Origin of the sequence: Methylibium sp., from assembly GCF_035762065.1 — a bacterium.
Classification (GTDB): Bacteria; Pseudomonadota; Gammaproteobacteria; order Burkholderiales; family Burkholderiaceae_C; genus Methylibium.
Genome location: NZ_DASTPW010000011.1, coordinates 19866 through 37013, shown reverse-complemented (window position 1 = coordinate 37013; position 17148 = coordinate 19866). Strand labels below are relative to the sequence as shown.

Here is a 17148-nt window from a genome sequence, read left to right as displayed (position 1 = left end):
CGAGGGTTGTCCATCGCTGTTGCGCTCATCTGCATTGGCTGCACAAGTCTGGGTGTCGGCAATCGGCATCAGGCTATGGGTCTTGTCATCGCTTACGGCCTTGCCGAAGGCGCTTCTCCCAAGGACGGTGTGCGTGCCGAAACCCTTTCAGGCCGCAGCTTGTTTGGCGGAAGCCTTGGGAAGGGCCTGTCTACAAACACATATTTTGGAGACAAGGGGGGTCTGCCTGAAATCGTTCGCGTCACTTGGCGAAGCGGCGAAGGCATCTTGCTAGACCTTGGTAGCGGGCGTTGGAAAGGCGGCCAGATTGCTGGCGACCACACGATCCCGGTTCGCAGCCGCATTCCTAAAGAAGTACTTGACTACGCACTGGCTGGCCCCAACCGCGTTCTTCGGCTGATCTTTCGCGTCAAAGACGACGGGGTGCTGCTCGCATGGGATGTGCAAGAAGCGATCAGCCTTCCTCAGTTCAATACGGGCGGCACATGGGTCTACGCGATGCATGGCGGCGATCTTCCTTGTGAAGTACCGCGGCAGGGTGGCCCCAATTGCACCGAAGGCCCGCTCGAAAAAGCCCCTTGGTTCAACCCTTCGTGGATTCGCGGGCGCTGATGAATAAGTCGCTCACCCATCGCATGCTGTCCGGGATCTGCGCCGATGTGTGCCGCGGCTGGCGCCTGAGCTACGAGACCGAACTGTTCGTCATCGGCTCGACCGTGCAGGTCGTGCAAGCCGACGCCGCCGAGTGACTTGAGCCGCACGCGTGCAACCGGCCACCTTCCTCTTCCGACTGAACCGACCGTCGCCGCCTCCGATGTTCATCTCTGCATTCGACTTCTCTCCTCGGCGCTCACCCTCCCGCGCGTCTCTTTGCGGCGGCGTCCAGGTTGCTAGCCGGCTGTCATGGGTAGCGACGCTGTTGCTTGTGCTGACGACTTCGAACGTCTCTGCGCAAACCAGCACGCCCGTGCCGACGCCATCGATCGCAAGCGCGCCGGTGTCAGCAGCGACCTCCGCCGCGACACCTGCCCTCAAGCCGCCCAGCGCTCTCGTCTCAGCAGCCGTGGCAAGTCGGACCGCCACGCCTGCCCGCGATGCATCACCCGCACGCCGCGTAAGCGTCCCCGCCACGCAGGTCATCGATATCGGCCCCGCGTCCCTGACCGACATCACCCTCTTCGTCGGCGAGAGCCGCCTCCTCAGCGGCCTGAAGTCCGCCCGCGTCGTCGTCGGCAGCGGCACGGTCGCTACCGCCAGCGTGCTCGAGAGCCGCGAAGTCATGCTCTTCGGCAACGCCCCCGGCACCGTGACGCTGCAGGTCTGGGACGTGCTCGGTCAACTGCGCCAGTACCGTCTCACGGTGCGCCCGGCTGAGATGCAGCGCCTGGCCGCGGAGTTGGGTGAGCTGCTGCGCGATGTGCCCAACCTGCGCATCACGCCCGTCGGCGACAAGGTCGTGATCGACGGACACGATCTCGGGGACGAGAACCTCTACAAGATCGCGACGCTGACCAAGACCTACGAGCAGGTCGTCAACCTCACCGAGTACCAGAAGGACCACGGCGGGTGGGATCGCATGGTGCTGCTCGATGTGAAGATCGTCGAGTTCAAGAACAAGGACCGGCTGCGCGAGCTCGGCATCCAATGGGACGCACAGGCGAACGGCCCGGCTTTCGGCATTGCCGGAGACATCCGTTCGAGTTACCAGTCCGATGGCAATCGCTTCTATGTGCTGCCCGGCGGTGGCGGGCTGCCGGTGGAGGGCGCCGACCGTCTCGCGCGGCCGGTAACGCCGTTTCGCAGCTACTTCGGCCTGTTGTCGGTCCTGTACTCGAGGATCAACCTGCTCGCGAACGACGGCGACGCCGTCGTGCTTGCCAGCCCGCAGTTGACGGCCCGCAGTGGCAAACAGGCGAGGATGAACGTCGGCGGGCGCGTGCCCATCGTCGTCGTCGGCGGACTTGGCGACCGCACGGTCGAAACCTTGACCTACGGCGTCGGCCTCAGCGTCACCCCATGGGTAGGCCGCAACGGCAGCATTCACGCGAGCATCAGCACCGAGGTGAGCGAACCGGACGGCAGCGTCACCATCAACGGCCAGCCGGCCTTCCGTGAGCGTCGTGTCGAGACTGTCTTCAACGTCCGCGACGGCCAGACGATGGTGCTGTCCGGCCTGATCCAGCGCAACAAGTCCACCACCGTCACGAAGGTCCCGTTGCTCGGCGACGTCCCGCTACTCGGCGCGCTGTTCCGCAGCACGCGCGAAGCCGAAAGCGAGAGCGAGGTCGTCATCTTCGTCACGCCGACGATCGTCGATGCGGACAGCGACTCGGTGCGCCAGCGCATTGCCGAATCGGAAGCGCGCGCAGGCCGCTACCTTGGAGCGCCGGCGCGCGTGGGGCTCGAACCGGTGCCTGCTTCGCCGGCACCAGCACCGACGGCCCAGGAGCTTGCGCAGTGAATGCCGTCCTTGATTCGGCGGGTACGGCCCAATCGGCAGATCGGCCGGTGCTGGCCGATGTCACCGTCGTTTCGCCCGAGGGCGACGAGTGGGTCGTGCCCTTGCACGGCTGGCCGGCACTGATTGGCCGGGGACGCGCCTGCGTCGTCGCGCTGGCCGGATGGCGCGCCGGGCGCGAGCACGCGCGCCTGGCGTTCGGGTCCGACGGTGTCTGGATCGAAGACCTTGGCACGCTGCACGGCACGCAGGTCAACGGCAGTCGCGTCGTGCGCCATGGTCCGCTCGACATGGGCGACGAGATCGCGATCGCGGGTTATCGCCTTCGCGTCCAGTCACGTCCGGCAGCTCCGCGCGCGTCCGCGCGCGATGCGGGGCTTCGGCCTACGGCGAACGCCATGCCGCCGAAGCGTGAGGCTGCCGAGTCGCCCGAGGCTTCTCGTGACGCGTCGGCATTCGCCGTCTCGCGTGAAGATGGCCGGCTCCCGCCCTCGCGCTCGCCCGCGTCCAGGGCGGCAGCGATGGTCGCTCCGGGCGCGGCCGACGAGCCCGTCGCAGCAGCCGCGCCGTCCGCCATGTCGGAAACCCCGGCTGCCCCGCTTGCCGCACCCGACCTGTTCAGCTGGCGCCAGGCCGTCCACGCGCTGCTGCTCGACACCATCGACTTGCGCCGCCGCGACCTCGTGCGCATGAGCGACGCGGAGCTTCGCATCGAAACGGAAGCGCTGATCCGCGAAATCGTCCGTGGCCAGGATGCCGCGATTCCGCACCATGTCGACCGTGAACGGTTGATCGTCGAAGTGCTGAACGAGGCGATCGGGCTCGGGCCGCTCGAAGACCTGCTTGCCGATGCGTCGATCACCGAGATCATGGTCAACCGCCACGACGAAATCTTCGTCGAGCGCGACGGGCGGCTCGCGCGCCATCCGCTCGCCTTCACGAGCGACCGCGCGGTCCTCGGCGTCATCGAACGCATCGTCGCGCCGCTGGGCCGGCGCATCGACGAGTCTTCCCCGATGGTCGATGCGCGGCTGAAGGACGGCTCGCGCGTCAATGCCGTCATCCCGCCACTGGCCTTGAAGGGCCCCACGCTGACGATCCGCAAGTTCGCCAAGCGCAAGCTGCAGCCCCAGGACCTCGTGCGCCGTGATTCGGTCAGCGCTGCGATCGTCGCCTTTCTCCGCGTGTGCGTCGAGCAGCGCAAGAACGTCATCGTCAGTGGCGGCACCGGCTCGGGCAAGACGACCTTTCTGAACGTGCTCTCGAACTTCATCCCCGACGGCGAGCGCATCGTCACGGTGGAGGACGCGGCCGAGCTGCAGCTCAACCACTCGCACCTCATCTCGCTCGAAGCGCGCCCGGCGAATGCCGAAGGTCGCGGGCAGGTCGCGATCCGCGATCTGGTCAAGAACTGCCTGCGCATGCGTCCCGACCGCATCGTCGTCGGCGAATGCCGCGGCGGCGAGGCGCTCGACATGCTGCAGGCGATGAACACCGGCCATGAAGGCTCGCTCACCACGCTTCATGCGAACTCGCCGCGCGACGCGCTGGCGCGTCTCGAGACCATGGTGCTGATGGCGGGCATGGACCTGCCGCTGGTGGCCATCCGCGAGCAAGCGGCGTCGGCGGTCGACGTGATCGTGCAGCTCACGCGCTTTGCCTGCGGCAGCCGCAAGATCACCAGCGTGGCGGAGGTCTGCGGTATGGAGAACGGCCGCGTGCAGCTGCTCGAGCTGTTCCGCTTCGAGCGAGCCGGCTACGGCGCCGACGGCCGCGTACGCGGTCGCTTCGAGCCTTGTGATGCGGTGCCCACGTTCTATGAAGAGCTGCGCGAGCAAGGCGCGGCGCTCGACATAGGGCTGTTCGCCCGCGAACCCGTTCCCGCGCTTGCCGGATCTCTTTGATTTGTTCCACGACGAAAGACCTTGATGCGTGCCTTCTCCAACTTCAGCTTTGTGGTCCTGGCCTTCGTTCTCGCCGCCTGCTCCACGCCGCCGCGCGTGGCCCAGAACAAGTCCGTCCAGGTTCAGGGCAAGAAGCTCGAATTCGGCGGCAGCTTCGACGCGGACAACAACCGCCTTCGCATCACCATCAACGGCGAGCCACGACTGCAGGGCGACTTCTCGCGCTTCTCGCCGACGCTGAACCTGAGCACGCCATTCGACGACTTGGTCGTCTCGGCGGAGTGCTACTTCGGCTCCATCTTGAACAAGGGTCCCGGTGGCGGCCTGTCGAGAAGGATCGTCGCAAGGTCGGTCCAGGGTGGCCTTGGCAAGTCGGACGACATCTGCGACCTGCTCGTGGGTGGCAAGAAGATCGAAACGCTGTTGTTCTCGCTGCCCTCCTGAAGCAGGGGCGGACGCACCATGAATCCAGCCGCCGACTTCTCCGCCACGGCCTTCGTCGTCACCGCGCTGGCCATCGGCATCGCTGCCGCGTGCTTCGCCTGGGGTGTCGCCCACCTCGGCACGCAGGGCCTTGCCCGCTACCGCGAACGCTTCACCAGCGACGCCAACCTACGCCTGCGCGAGATGTTCCTGTTCATGGACCCGGCGCGGCTGTACGCGCTGCATCTGGCGTTGGTGCTCGCGGTCACGACCCTCGCTTGGTTCGCGAGCGGTGCATGGCCCTTGGCGGTGCTCGCCGGAGGTGCCGCGGTGCTGTTGCCGCGGCTCGCGCTGCGCTGGCTGCGTCGGCGCCGACTCGATCGGATCGAGCAGCAGCTGCCCGACGCGCTGCTCGTGCTGGCCGGCTCGATGAAGGCTGGCCTGAGCTTGGCCGCCGGCCTGCAGCAACTGGTGCGCGAGAGCCGCCCGCCGCTTGCGCAGGAAATCGATCTGATGCTGCGCGAGCAGCGTCTTGGCGTAAGCCTCGACGAGGCACTGAGTCACCTCGATACCCGGTTGCCCTTGCAGTCGGTCACCCTCGCGGTCGCCGCGATGCGCATCGCCACCGAGACCGGCGGCGGCCTCGCCGAAGCCTTGGAGCGCGCCGCCGCCACGCTGCGCGCCAAGCTCGCGATGGAAGGAAAGATCCGCGCGCTGACTGCGCAAGGCAAGCTGCAGGCGATCGTCGTCGGCTCGCTGCCGCTGGTGCTGATGTTCGTGCTGATGAAGATGGAGCCGCACGACATGGGCAAGCTGTTCAGCACGCAGCTCGGTTGGGCGGTGCTCGTGGCGCTGGCGCTGCTGGAGTTCTTCGGCGTGGTGCTGATCCGCAAGATCGTCGCGATCGACGTCTGAAGAGGCGTCGACATGGACCGCGACTCGATGTTCGTCACCGCGCTGCCGCTCGTGCTCGCGTTGGTGCTCGGCACGGCTGCCGCGCTGCTTGCCGCATGGTTCGGCCAGCGGGTGGCCGAGGTGCCGCCGGAAGACCGCACCTGGCGTGACCGCCCGCCGCGCGCAATGCGACTCGTGTGGTGGCCGATCCAGTGGCTGGCCTATTACCTCGGGCCGGCGCTGTCGATCGGCAAACGCCAGCGCGTGCTCGGTCAGTTGCGGCTCGCGGGGCTCGACTACGCCTTGTCGCCCGAGCAGTTCATCGCCGCGCGCTGGGTCTGCGCGGCCTTGGCGGCCGTGTTGTTCGCCATCCTCGCGAGCAGCCTGCGCCTGGGCGTGCCCTGGACGGGACTGGCGCTGTCTGCGCTGTTCGGCCACGTGTACGTCGGTATCTGGCTGCGCGACCAGCTGAACCTTCGCAAGCGCCAGACGCTCAAGACGCTGCCGTTCTTCCTCGACATGCTCACGCTGTGCGTCGAAGCCGGGCTCAACTTCACCGGCGGCCTGCAGCAGGCCGTCGCCAAGGGCCCGGCCGGCGCGCTGCGCGACGAGTTCTCGCGCGTGCTGCGCGACGTACGCGCCGGCAAGCCGCGCGCGCAGGCGCTGCGCCAGCTCGCCGACCGCATGAACGAGCCGGCGATCCACAACCTCGTCAGCGCGCTGATCCAGGCCGAAAGCACCGGCATGGATCTCGGCCCGGTGCTGCGGGCGCAGGCCGAGCAGCGCCGCGCCGAGCGCTTCGCACGAGCCGAGAAGCTCGCGATGGAAGCGCCGGTGAAGATGCTCTTTCCGCTGATCGCGTTCATCTTCCCGTGCACCTTCATCGTGCTGGGTTTTCCCATCGCGATGAAGTTCATGGCATTGGGCATGTAGGGGTTCGCGGTGTGCCCGGGCACGTCGCGCGTTTGGTTGCTCCAGGAGAACAAGATGGTCCGTGAAACAAGGGGTCGGCCGATGCCGGCAGGCCGGTTCGCCGGCTTGGTGGGCACCGCGGTACTCGTCGCCTGTGGCGGTGGCAGTGGCGGTGAGATCGAAACAACGACGACAGGCTCTGCGACGGTGGCGGCCGAGGTTCCTCGAGCTCGCGCCACGGGCTTGCCAAACGTGCCAAGCGGCTATGTGCGCTACGTGGGCGAGTTCTGGAAGCTCGATGAGCAAGGCCGGCGCGTCGGCTTCTACCGATCGCTGTACGACCAGAACCTGGCGAGCTGCAATCTGGTGCGCACAGCGATTCACAACTTGCCGGCGCAGTCGCCCGAGCTGCCGGCGGATGTCTGGTACGACGCCGATCACGACACGCGCAGCGTGATGTACGACGGCGCCACGGGTGCCTCGCGCATCGAGTACCGGCATGCCTACCCTGAAGTGGTGATGCCACCCGACTTCATGGCCGTGCCTCCCGACTGCGCCCTTTGGCGGTTGCGCTACCGCCACTACACGACCATCGTCTCGTCGGACGGCAACACCTACCGATCGGACTACGACCCAGCGACCGGTGTGAACCGGCGCATGGTCGGTTCGCGGACCGGGCCTCGACTCATGACCGACTTGGCGTGGTCCAGCAGCTGGGAGCAGCGCACGATCGCGGCGCAGCCCTGCATGGTCATCCCGTCGGTCGGGAGTTCGCTGCTGGGCGCCCAGCACTGCCGGTGGACGCCCTTCGTGCAAGTCAAGTTCGGTGTGCTGCCGCTCAACCTGGAAGTCATCGATCGCCTCGGCGTCTTCGATCACCGATGGGTTGCCGAGTGGGCCAGCCACGACGGCCTGGACCGCGGCCCCGGCTTCGGCCTGCCCACCATCGATGCCTTGCCGACAGGCGTGCCCGTCGTGATGTCGAGCGATCCACCGCCTGCCGATGAAAGCGACGACGAAAGCTGAGGAGCTCGCCGGCGCGAGTCCGAAGCAGCTCGCGGCCCGCGCCGCGATGGCTGCGATGGCCTTCGTCGCTGTGCCGAGCGCCATCGCTCAAGACGCGTCGCCCGCCACCGACCTGACCCGCACGCCGCCCAGCGGCTACGTGCGCCTGCAAGGCCGCGTGCGGCCGGTCGATGGCGTGCGCAGCCGGACGATGGCGCGCCTGAGCTTCGATCTGTGCAACGCGATGCGGCAGATGGTCGTTGCCGAGCCTCAGGCTTTCAGCGCTGCACGGCAGGCGAGACTCGAGCTGCTCGACTCCCTCACCGTCGAGGAGATGTTCGACGAGCACACCGGCGTCGGCCGCCGCGAGTTCCGGCAGGCCGGTGTCTCGCTGCCCTTCGATGCGAAAGCCGCCGCGCAATCCGGCTTGCCGCCGAACTGTCTCGCCTATCGAGTGAGCCGCTTCGACAAGACCACCATCTGGTGGGCCGACGGCAGCACGCGCGCCATCTCTTGCGACGACGAAGGCCGGCCGAAGTCCGTCCATCGCGGCCGGGCGAAAGCGCCGGCCTTCATGCGCCTCGACCCCGGCTTCGCACAGCGCATGATCGCGGGCGAAACCTGCACCGAGGTGCCGGTGTCCGCCGCGGTGATCGTTCCCAAAGGCCGCTGCCTGTGGAACCGCTATGCGGGCCGCCACGAGAAGAACCTGCCGCTGGAGACGGTCGACCAAGTCATCGGAGACGAAATCCACGCCACGGCCGTTCAGGTCGAGGCCGGCTTGCCCGATCGCTGGCTCGACCCCGACCGCATGCCCGAAGGGGCGCAGGAACTGCTCGATCGCTCCCGGCCGCCGCGCGCGCTGCGAGCCCCGCCCGCGCCGCCGCCGCACCCGCTCGATCCCGTGCCCGGCGAGGCCGCGCTGCCACCGCGGCGTGCGCGATGAACCACGCCCAGCCGATGCGCACCGTTTTGCCCGCCCTGCGCGTGCGCCATGCGCTGCGGTGGCACGAACGCTTGCGTGGCCTGCTCGCCCGGGCGCCTCTCGGCCCCGACGAAGCGCTGGAGATCGCGCCGTGCAACAGCGTCCACACCGCGGGCATGCGCTATGCGATCGACGTGGTGTTCGTCGATCGGCGGGGCGGCATCGTGCGTGTCGTCGAAGGTTTGAAGCCGTGGCGCGCGGCGGCGTGCTGGCGCGCGAGCCGCGTGGTGGAGCTGCATGCCGGCTGCGCTGCGCGGCACGGGCTGGCACCGGGCGAGCGGTGGCCCCCGCCAGCGCGCTGAGGGGGCCGCCTAGGCCTGGTCGATCGCTGCGTCGCGCTCCGCCTCCAACGCCGCCTGCACCACCTCCCGCGTCAACGTCGGCGCGAAGGCCTCGATGAAGTCCTGCACATACCCGCGCAGGTATGTGCCGCGCTTCACCGCCAGCCGCGTCATGTTGACCGCGAATAGATGCCGCGCGTCGATCGCGCGCAGCTCCCGGTCGCGTTGCGGATCGAAGGCCATCGCCGCGACGATGCCCACGCCCAGGCCCAGCTCGACGTAGGTCTTGATCACGTCGGCGTCCATCGCGGTCAGCGCGAGCGTCGGCGTCAACCCCGCGGCTTCGAAGGCCTCGTCGATGTGCGAGCGGCCCGTGTAGCCGCTGTCGTAGGTGATCAGCGGGTGCTCGGCCAGCCGTGGCAGCGTCAGTTCGCCGTCCAGCAGCGCATGCCCCGGCGGCACCAGCACCGCGTGCGTCCAGCGGTAGCAGGGCAGCGCGACGAGTTCCGGGTACGAGGCCAGCGCCTCGGTCGCGATGCCGAGGTCGGCTTCGCCGTCGATCAGCATCTGCGCGATCTGCTTCGGCGAGCCCTGGTGCAGCTGCAGCTGCACGTCGGGGTGGCTCGCGCGGAAGTCGCGCACCACCGTCGGCAGCGCGTAGCGCGCCTGCGAGTGGGTCGCGGCGATCGACAGCGGGCCGCTCTGGCGGTTGGCGTGGTCGGCGCCGGCGCGCTTGAGGTTCTCGGCCTCGACGAGCAGCCGCTCGACGATCGGCAGCGCGCTCTCGCCCGGCGCGGTCAGCCCGGTCAGGCGCTTGCCGGCGCGCACGAAGAGCTGCACGCCGAGCTCGTCTTCCAGCTCGCGGATCTGCCGGCTCACGCCCGGCTGCGAGGTGTGCAGCGTCTGCGCGACTTCGGTGAGGTTGAAGCCGCGCCGCACGGTTTCGCGCACCGAGCGCAACTGCTGGAAGTTCATCGGTCGGGTTCGCCGGGCAAGCCGGTCATCGGACGAGCTGGCGATTCTTCACGGCCGCTGCAGCGCAGCGAACAACGGTTTCGTTGTTTGCTCGTGCGCGGACCGGCATAAGCGCGGCCCGTCCGTCGCGCATCGGCGCAGCCTGTCGCCGGGCCGCGCGGCCGGTCGCAAGCGGCGCCCGACGGCCGCCGGCCGGCCCCTAAAGTGCGCAGCCACCGAGCCCGCCGCCCCGCCTTGATGAACCCGCCGTCCTCGTTTTCCTCCGACTTCGCCGCCGGCTGGAAGCGGCTCGCGGCAGCCACGGTGCGCGGCTTCCACGCCTATGCGACCTGGCTGGTCGGCATCAGCTGGTGGCGCTTCGCGCTGCTGTCGCTGCTGCTGCTGCTGGCGGCGGCGATCCTGAGCGAGCTGCCGCCGTTCAGCTGGACCATCAGCGAGACCGTCACCGAGATCGAACGCGACGAATCGCCGCCCGCGCCCGCCGCGCCGCCTGTGCCCCCGGCGGCGCCCACACCGCCGAACGCGCCGAATGCGCCGAAGGCCGGCGCGGCGACGCCGCCGGCGCTGCCGCAAGCCCCGGCGGGGCGCGCCTCGGAGCCGGCGGCCCAGCCAACCGCGCGAGTCCGGAAGCCCGGCGACGGCGGCAACGAAGCGCTGGAAATCGTCATCGACAAGGACGGCCTGCGCATCCTGAAGAAGCCGGTGCCGCCGCAGGCCGCCCAGCAGGCGGCCGATCAAGCCGCTTCGGCGGCCTCGGCGGTGCAGCAGGCGGCGGACTCGCTCGCGGCCGTCGCCTCGCAGCTCGAGATCAAGCTGCCGCCGGGCGTCGATCGTGAATCGGTGCGCGCCGCGATCGAGGAGGCGCGCGAGGAGATCCGGGCGGCCGTCGAGGAAGCCAAGCAGGAGGCGGAGAGCGCGCGCGAAGACGCTGAGAGCGCGCGGCAGCAAGCCATCGCGGCGGCCAAGGAGGTGGCGGCCGCCGCCGGCAAGCCGCGCACGCGCATCAGCAAGGTCAAGCTCGGCGACGCGCTGCCGCAGATCGCGGTCCTCTGGGTGCTCGGCTCGGTGCTGATCAAGGCGACCTACAAGGGCCGGATGCAGGCCGAGGTGAAGGCGGCGCAGGCGGCCGAGGTGGCCGAGAGCGAATCGCTGAAGCGCCAGGTGATCGAGGCGCGGATGGCTGCGATGCAGGCGCAGGTCGAGCCGCACTTCCTGTTCAACACGCTCGCGAGCATCGACCACCTGATCGAGACCGACCCGAAGCGCGCGACGCAGATGCAGAAGAACCTGATCGCGCTGCTGCGCGCCAGCATGCCGACGATGCGCGAGGCCAACGCGCAGGCGCCGCGCGACCTGGGGCGCGAGCTGGCGGTGATCCGGCCCTACCTGGAGATCCTGAAGGTGCGGATGGAGGAGCGGCTCGCGACGCTGATCGAGGTGCCCGAAGGCCTGCTGTCGGCGGAGTTCCCGCCGATGATGGTCCAGAGCCTCGTCGAGAACGCGATCAAGCACGGCCTCGAGCCCAAGCCGGAAGGCGGCACGCTGACGGTGAAGGCCGACGTGGTGCACGGCAAGCTGGCGCTGAGCGTCGCCGACACCGGCGTCGGCTTCGCGAGATCCAACAAGGCGGCCCCGACCGCCGGCACCGGCGTCGGCCTCGCCAACATCCGCGAGCGGCTGGCGCTGCTCTACGGCGCGCGCGCGTCGCTGACCGTGGCGGAGAACCCGGGCGGCGGCACGCTGGTCACGGTGACCGTGCCCTACAAGAGCCTCGACGACGGGGCCGGCGCTCGCGCATGAGCGAGCCGCCGACGCCGCGCGACGACCTACAGCAGGTTCAGGCCCGCCAGGCTCGCGAGCACGCCGCTGCCCAGGCAGACGATCCAGGCCGGCACCGAGCGCCGCGACCGCGGCTCCAGCGCCAGGGCATGGCAGACGAAGCTTGCGGCGCCGAACAGCAGCAGCACGCAGGCCATCGCGAGGGCGAAGTGGTCGTCCGGCCGATGCCGGGCCATGGCCCAGACGAGCGCGCCGAGCAGGGCGCCGGTGAAGGCCGCGCGGTGCGCCGGGCGGGCGAGCAGAGGGTGGAGCAGGCGTTGCATCGGCCGTTTATGTCATGCAGGCCGTCGGTTCGATGTCGAAAAAGCACGCTGCGGCGCGCGGCGCCGTGGCGGTGGCGCACGGGGTTGTCGCAAAGCGTGAACGACGGTGGCCTCGACGGGCCTGCGCTTAGCATCGAGCGATGACCTCGCCGACCTCGACCGCGGTGCGCGCCGTCCTCGCCGACGACGAGCGCCTGATGCGCGAGCAGCTGCGCTCGCGGCTCGCCGAGGTGTGGCCGGAGCTGGAGATCGTCGCCGAGGCGAAGCACGGCGCCGAGGCGGTCGAGCTGGTCGCCCGGCACCGGCCGGAGCTGGTGTTCCTGGACATCCGCATGCCCGGCATGACCGGCATCGAGGCCGCGCGCGAGATCGCGCGCACGGCGGGCACGGGCGACGCCGGCCGGCCGGCCTGCGAGATCGTCTTCATCACCGCCTACGACCAGTACGCCGTCGAGGCCTTCGAGCAGGGCGTCGTCGACTACGTGCTGAAGCCGGCCGAGCGCGAGCGGCTCGCGCTCACCGTGCAGCGGCTGAAGCAACGGCTCGGCGCGCGCGACGTCGCGGTCGCCGACACGCCGGCGCGGCCCGGCGACCTGCAGGCGCTGCTGGAGAAGCTGTCGAGCCAGCTGCAGCGCGGCGGCGGCCACGGCGGCGCGGCGCCAGCACGGCTGCGCTGGATCCAGGCGAACGTCGGCACGCAGATCCAGATGATCCCGGTCGACGAAGTGCTGTTCTTCATCTCCGACGAGAAGTACACGCGGGTGCAGACGGCGACGGTCGAGGCGCTGATCAGGAAGCCGATCAAGGAGCTGCTCGACGAGCTCGACCCCGACCAGTTCTGGCAGATCCACCGCTCGACGCTGGTCAACGCCAAGGCGATCGCCGGCGTGACGCGCGATCTGGCCGGGCGCCAGCGCGTCTCGGTCAAGGGACACGCGCAGAAGCTGGAAGTCAGCCGCAGCTACACGCACCTTTTCAAGGGGATGTAGCGCTTGAACAAGGTGCTGGCCGTCCTGTTCACCGTGCTGCTGGCGGTGGGCTGGCAGTGGATCATGATCGGCAACCGCCGCAGCTCGATCACCGACGAGCAGATGATCTGGCTCGGCGCCGCGCTGACGATCGCGCTGCTGCTTCAGCAGATCTACCAGGTGATCTCCGACCCCAGCGCGCCCGAGCGCGCGCGCAAGGCCCAGGGCATCGCCGAGAACTACCTCGCCGCGCTGCTCGCGCAGTACTACGAGTACGTGCAGCAGCTCGACCCGGCCCAGCAGCCCAGCGTGCGCGTCAACGTCATGCTGCTGACCCGCTGGTTCAAGCTGCGCAGCTTCCTGCGCATGCACTACGCGGCGACGCTGCCGGTGCTGGCCTACAACAACGAGGAACGCATCGTCGAATGGAAGAAGGGCGAAGGCGTCTGCGGCTGGGCCTGGCAGCACCGCATGACCGGCCTCTACGACGCCGAACGATCGGGCTTCGACACGGCCGCCAAGCGCCGCAACCCGGTGCAGCGGGCGGCGACCCAGGGCTTGAAGTCCGCACTGAGCGAACCGATCTGGTTCGAAAGCAGAATCGTCGGCGTGCTGAACCTCGACAGCGACGCCGGACTCGACCAGAGCCGTTTCGACCATGCGACAGTCCGCCAGCTCGCCCGGACCTATGCCGACAACCTCGCGGCGGTGTGCTTTCCGGACGGCGTCCGCCACAAGTGAAGGAGAGCTCGATGGCTGCCTTGCCGCAACGACGCACTGAATCCTTCGCCGCGCCCACGACGGTGAACTTCGAGTCTTTCCACGGCTACCCGGCCGGCCTGCGCATCCAGGTGATCGACAAGGACCGCCTGAGCAGCCTGGGGCAGGAGATGCTTCGCAAGCAGGGCGGGGACATCCTCGACATCGACGAAGCCGCCGCGCGGCCCGACGACACCACCGGCTAGCCGGACTGCGGCGCGCCCTGCGCCGCCGCTTTCGCAGCCAGCGCCGCACGCAGCGCGCGCAGCTTCTCCTTCGGATCCACCACCGGCTCCTCGCCCGGCTTCGGCGCCATCTCGGCGATGAAGCGGCTCGGCTGGCCGGGCGCCGTCTCGCGGCCGCGCTTGCGGCGGCGCAGCCAGCTGACCGTGAGCGTCTGGCGCGCGCGGGTGATGCCGACATACATCAGCCGGCGTTCTTCCTCGATGCGCGCGGCGAGCGCGGCGGCGTCGAGACCTTCGTCGTCGGCCTTGAACGGCAGCAGGCCTTCGTTGATGCCGACCAGTTGCACATGCGGCCATTCGAGGCCCTTGGCTGCGTGCAGCGTCGACAAGGTCACCACGTTCGGATCGCTGCCGCGCTCGGCCAGCGTGAGGATCAGCGCGATCGACTGCGCGACTTCGAGCACGCTCTTCTTTTCGGTCTCGAAGCCGCCGTCGGCGTCGATCGCGGTTTCTTCAAGGCGGCCGCCGCAGCGCTTGGCGATCCAGTCGACGAAGTCGAGCACGTTGGCCCAGCGGGCGGTGGCGAGCTTCTCGCTGTCCTCGCCGTCGTGCAGGTGCTGCTCGTAGCCGATGTCCTTCAGCCAGCCGAGCAGCAGCGTGCGCGCGTCCTCGGCGCCGGTGGTCCGGCGCGCGCGGTACTCGAGGTCGTTCACGTAGCGGCCGAATTCGTGCAGCGAGCCCAGGGCCTTGGCGCTCAGCGCGCTGCCCAGCGTCTCGGCGAACAGCGCCTCGTACAGCGAGACCTTCCATGTCGCCGCAAAGGCGCCGAGCGAGGCGAGCGTCTGGTGGCCGATGCCGCGTTTCGGCGTGCCGACCGCGCGCAGGAAGGCCGGGTCGTCGTCCTGGTTGACCAGCAGCCGCAGCCAGGCGCACAGGTCCTTGATCTCGGCGCGGTCGAAGAAGCTCTGGCCGCCGGAGACCTTGTACGGGATCTGCGCGGCGCGCAGCTTCTGCTCGAAGACGCGCGCCTGATGGTTGGCGCGGTAGAGGATCGCGAAGTCCTTCCAGTCGAGCGCCTGCCCGCCAGGCGTGCCGCCTTCGGCGCCTCCCGCGCACCGAAGTGCCTGGATCCGGGCGACGGCCCGCTCCGCCTCGTGTTCCTCGCTGTCGCATTCGACGACGCGCACCGGCTCGCCGTCGCCGAAGTCGCTCCACAGCTTCTTCTCAAACAGCTTCGGGTTCGAGGCGATCACCCGGTTGGCGGCGCGCAGGATGTGGCCGGTCGAGCGGTAGTTCTGTTCGAGCGGGATGACTTCGAGCGCGGGGTAGTCCTGCGGCAGGCGCTTGAGGTTGTCGATCGTCGCGCCGCGCCAGCCGTAGATCGACTGGTCGTCGTCGCCGACCGCCGTGAAGAGCGCGGGCCGGGTGCGGCCGTCGCCGACCAGCAGCTTCAGCAGCTCGTACTGCTGCGCGTTGGTGTCCTGGTACTCGTCGACGAGCACGTGGCGCAGCTTGTGCTGCCACTTGGCGCGGACTTCATCGTGCCGCGCGAGCAGCGCGACGGGCAGGCCGATCAGGTCGTCGAAGTCGACCGCCTGGTAGGCGGTCAGGCGCTCCTGGTAGCGGGTCATCACGCGCGCGGCCTGCAGCTCGTCGGGGTTGCGCGCCTGCGCTTCGGCGCCGGCCGGCTCCAGCCCCTGGTTCTTCCACAGGCTGACCGTCCACTGCCAGCGGCGTGCGGTCGCGTTGTCGGTGGTGCCGCCGGCGTCGCGCATCAGCGCGAGCACGTCGTCGCTGTCGAGGATCGAGAAGTTCTTCTTCAGGCCGATCGCCTCGCCGTCCTCGCGCAGCAGGCGCACGCCGAGCGCGTGGAAGGTGCTGACCAGCAGCTCGCGCGCGGCCTTGCCGCCGATCAGCGCCTTCGCGCGCTCGCGCATCTCGGCCGCGGCCTTGTTGGTGAAGGTGATCGCGGCGATCTGCGACGGCGCCAGTTCGGCCCCCGGCCCGCGGCCGAGCAGCCGCGCGATCTTGTGCACGATCACCCGCGTCTTGCCCGAGCCGGCGCCGGCAAGCACGAGCGATGGCGCATGGAGCTGGTGGACGGCGCGCATCTGCGCGTCGTTCAGGCTGGCGGGTGGGGAGGACACGTTGGCGCCGCGATGCGAGCGCACCGCAGGGGTCGGCAAGGGCGGCGGATCATAGCCAGCGGCCTCGCGCACCGACCGCGCAAACGCCGTGGCGATACTGCGCCGCGATGCAGTCCATCCTCGCCGTCACGCTGCCGTTCTTCGCGCTCGTGCTGTGCGGCTGGCTGGCGGGGCGCCTGCGGGTGCTGCCGGAGGCAGCGATCCCCGGGCTCAACAGCTTCGTCCTCTATTTCGCGCTGCCTTGCATGCTGTTCCAGTTCGGCGCGCGAACGCCGGTCTCGACGCTGCTCGACCCGACGATGCTGGCGGTCTGGGCCGCGACGGCCCTGTTGATCGTCGGCGTGTCGCTCGCGCTGCTGCACGCGCTGCGTGTCGAGCTGAAGGACGGCGCCTTCGCCGCGCTCGTCGCCGCCTTCCCGAACACCGGCTTCATGGGCGTGCCGCTGATGACGGCGTTGCTCGGCGCGCAGGCGGCCGGGCCGATGATGCTCACGATGCTGGTCGACATGTTCATGACGACCTCGGTGTGCCTGGTGCTCGCGCAATGGCAGGCCAGCGGCCACCTCCCGTTCGGCCGGCGCGTGCTCGATGCGCTGCGCGGGCCGGTGCGCAACCCGCAGCCCTGGGCGATCGCGCTCGGTGCGGTGTTCTCGGCCACCGGCGCGGCGCTGCCGGCGCCGGCCGCGCGCGTCGTCGAGCTGCTCGCCGGCGCGGCGACGCCGGTGGCGCTGTTCACGATCGGCGCGGTGCTCTGGCGCGCCGGCCTGCACGTGCACACGCGCACGCCGCTCGGCGAGGTGCTGCCGATCGCGCTGATCAAGCTGCTGCTGCATCCGCTTGCGGTGCTCGCGATCGGCGTCGCGGCGATCAGCGCCGGCGCGCCTTTGTCGAGCTTTCACCTCACGGTGCTGATGCTCGCCGCCGCGCTGCCTTCGGCCAGCAACGTCTCGCTGCTGGCCGAGCGCTTCGGCGCCGACAACGGGCGGGTCGCGCGGATCATCCTGGCGTCGACGGCCCTGGCCTTCGTCAGCTTCAGCGCCCTGGCCTGGCTTGCCGGTGCAAGGCCGCATTGAACGAGGTGCGACGCGCCGGTGTTGTGCCGGCGCATCAGATCCGCAGGATCGGGCGGCTTCCGCGCTCGTTGCGCGGG

General features: G+C 69.4%; 18 protein-coding genes. 15 read left to right on the top strand and 3 right to left on the bottom strand.

The genetic code is table 11. The features are described from left to right. Positions 1–6 precede the first annotated feature (6 nt). The 10 genes from VFR90_RS04035 (at position 7) to VFR90_RS03990 (ending at position 8883) form a co-directional block, all read left to right on the top strand. Positions 7–612 carry a hypothetical protein gene (locus VFR90_RS04035; RefSeq protein ID WP_326404739.1) on the top strand — a complete coding sequence of 202 codons (606 nt, stop codon included), beginning with the start codon at positions 7–9 and terminating at the stop codon, positions 610–612. Then, positions 612–749 carry a hypothetical protein gene (locus tag VFR90_RS04030; protein WP_326404738.1) on the top strand — a complete coding sequence of 46 codons (138 nt, stop codon included), beginning with the start codon at positions 612–614 and terminating at the stop codon, positions 747–749. Before VFR90_RS04035 ends, VFR90_RS04030 begins: the two co-directional genes overlap by 1 nt. 65 nt (positions 750–814) lie before the next feature. Beyond that, complete coding sequence (locus VFR90_RS04025; protein ID WP_326404737.1) at positions 815–2461, top strand: type II and III secretion system protein family protein; 1647 nt, start codon at positions 815–817, stop codon at positions 2459–2461. Continuing rightward, on the top strand, positions 2458–4362 hold the full coding sequence (locus tag VFR90_RS04020; protein ID WP_414676486.1) for a TadA family conjugal transfer-associated ATPase: 1905 nt from the start codon (positions 2458–2460) through the stop codon (positions 4360–4362). The genes VFR90_RS04025 and VFR90_RS04020 overlap by 4 nt, the downstream gene beginning before the upstream one ends. Positions 4363–4386: 24 nt before the next feature. Continuing rightward, positions 4387–4806: a hypothetical protein gene (locus VFR90_RS04015; RefSeq protein WP_326404736.1), complete on the top strand. Its 420-nt coding sequence runs from the start codon at positions 4387–4389 to the stop codon at positions 4804–4806. 18 nt (positions 4807–4824) lie between these two features. Further along, entirely contained in the window at positions 4825–5700 is an 876-nt protein-coding gene (locus VFR90_RS04010) for a type II secretion system F family protein (protein ID WP_326404735.1), read from the top strand. Positions 5701–5712: 12 nt separating this feature from the next. Then, positions 5713–6612 (top strand): type II secretion system F family protein, encoded by a 900-nt coding sequence (locus tag VFR90_RS04005; protein ID WP_326404734.1) that lies wholly within the window; start codon positions 5713–5715, stop codon positions 6610–6612. An 81-nt stretch (positions 6613–6693) separates the two neighbouring features. Continuing rightward, on the top strand, positions 6694–7617 hold the full coding sequence (locus VFR90_RS04000) for a hypothetical protein (RefSeq protein WP_326404732.1): 924 nt from the start codon (positions 6694–6696) through the stop codon (positions 7615–7617). Beyond that, positions 7595–8542, top strand: coding sequence for a hypothetical protein (locus VFR90_RS03995; RefSeq protein ID WP_326404730.1), 948 nt, complete (start codon positions 7595–7597; stop codon positions 8540–8542). The genes VFR90_RS04000 and VFR90_RS03995 overlap by 23 nt, the downstream gene beginning before the upstream one ends. Further along, positions 8539–8883: a DUF192 domain-containing protein gene (locus tag VFR90_RS03990; RefSeq protein ID WP_326404729.1), complete on the top strand. Its 345-nt coding sequence runs from the start codon at positions 8539–8541 to the stop codon at positions 8881–8883. The genes VFR90_RS03995 and VFR90_RS03990 overlap by 4 nt, the downstream gene beginning before the upstream one ends. Positions 8884–8892: 9 nt before the next feature. Here VFR90_RS03990 and VFR90_RS03985 read toward each other — a convergent pair whose 3' ends face one another. Continuing rightward, the gene (locus VFR90_RS03985; protein ID WP_326404727.1) at positions 8893–9837 is read right to left on the bottom strand and encodes a CysB family HTH-type transcriptional regulator; all 945 of its coding nucleotides are present in this window, start codon (positions 9835–9837) and stop codon (positions 8893–8895) included. 237 nt (positions 9838–10074) lie between these two features. Between VFR90_RS03985 and VFR90_RS03980 the strand changes: the two genes are divergently transcribed. Next, positions 10075–11637 (top strand): sensor histidine kinase, encoded by a 1563-nt coding sequence (locus VFR90_RS03980; protein ID WP_326404726.1) that lies wholly within the window; start codon positions 10075–10077, stop codon positions 11635–11637. A gap of 26 nt (positions 11638–11663) precedes the next feature. On the opposite strand, the gene VFR90_RS03975 is transcribed toward VFR90_RS03980, so the two are convergent. Further along, a complete protein-coding gene (locus VFR90_RS03975; RefSeq protein WP_326404725.1) occupies positions 11664–11939 on the bottom strand; it encodes a hypothetical protein in 276 nt (91 codons plus the stop codon). 140 nt (positions 11940–12079) lie between these two features. Here VFR90_RS03975 and VFR90_RS03970 point away from each other — a divergent pair, with 140 nt between their 5' ends. Genes VFR90_RS03970 through VFR90_RS03960 form a run of 3 tightly spaced genes read left to right on the top strand, consistent with a single transcriptional unit; the run spans position 12080 to position 13872 of the window. After that, positions 12080–12928, top strand: a complete 849-nt coding sequence (locus VFR90_RS03970) for a LytR/AlgR family response regulator transcription factor (protein ID WP_326404724.1) — start codon at positions 12080–12082, stop codon at positions 12926–12928. Between the two features lie 3 nt (positions 12929–12931). Further along, positions 12932–13648, top strand: coding sequence for a GAF domain-containing protein (locus VFR90_RS03965; protein WP_326404723.1), 717 nt, complete (start codon positions 12932–12934; stop codon positions 13646–13648). 11 nt (positions 13649–13659) lie between these two features. Continuing rightward, positions 13660–13872 (top strand): hypothetical protein, encoded by a 213-nt coding sequence (locus tag VFR90_RS03960; RefSeq protein ID WP_326404721.1) that lies wholly within the window; start codon positions 13660–13662, stop codon positions 13870–13872. On the opposite strand, the gene VFR90_RS03955 is transcribed toward VFR90_RS03960, so the two are convergent. Then, positions 13869–15998 (bottom strand): ATP-dependent helicase, encoded by a 2130-nt coding sequence (locus VFR90_RS03955; RefSeq protein ID WP_326404720.1) that lies wholly within the window; start codon positions 15996–15998, stop codon positions 13869–13871. The two genes, VFR90_RS03960 and VFR90_RS03955, sit on opposite strands and share 4 nt — an antisense overlap. Before the next feature lie 107 nt (positions 15999–16105). Between VFR90_RS03955 and VFR90_RS03950 the strand changes: the two genes are divergently transcribed. Then, positions 16106–17071, top strand: a complete 966-nt coding sequence (locus tag VFR90_RS03950; RefSeq protein WP_326404719.1) for an AEC family transporter — start codon at positions 16106–16108, stop codon at positions 17069–17071. Positions 17072–17148 lie beyond the last annotated feature (77 nt).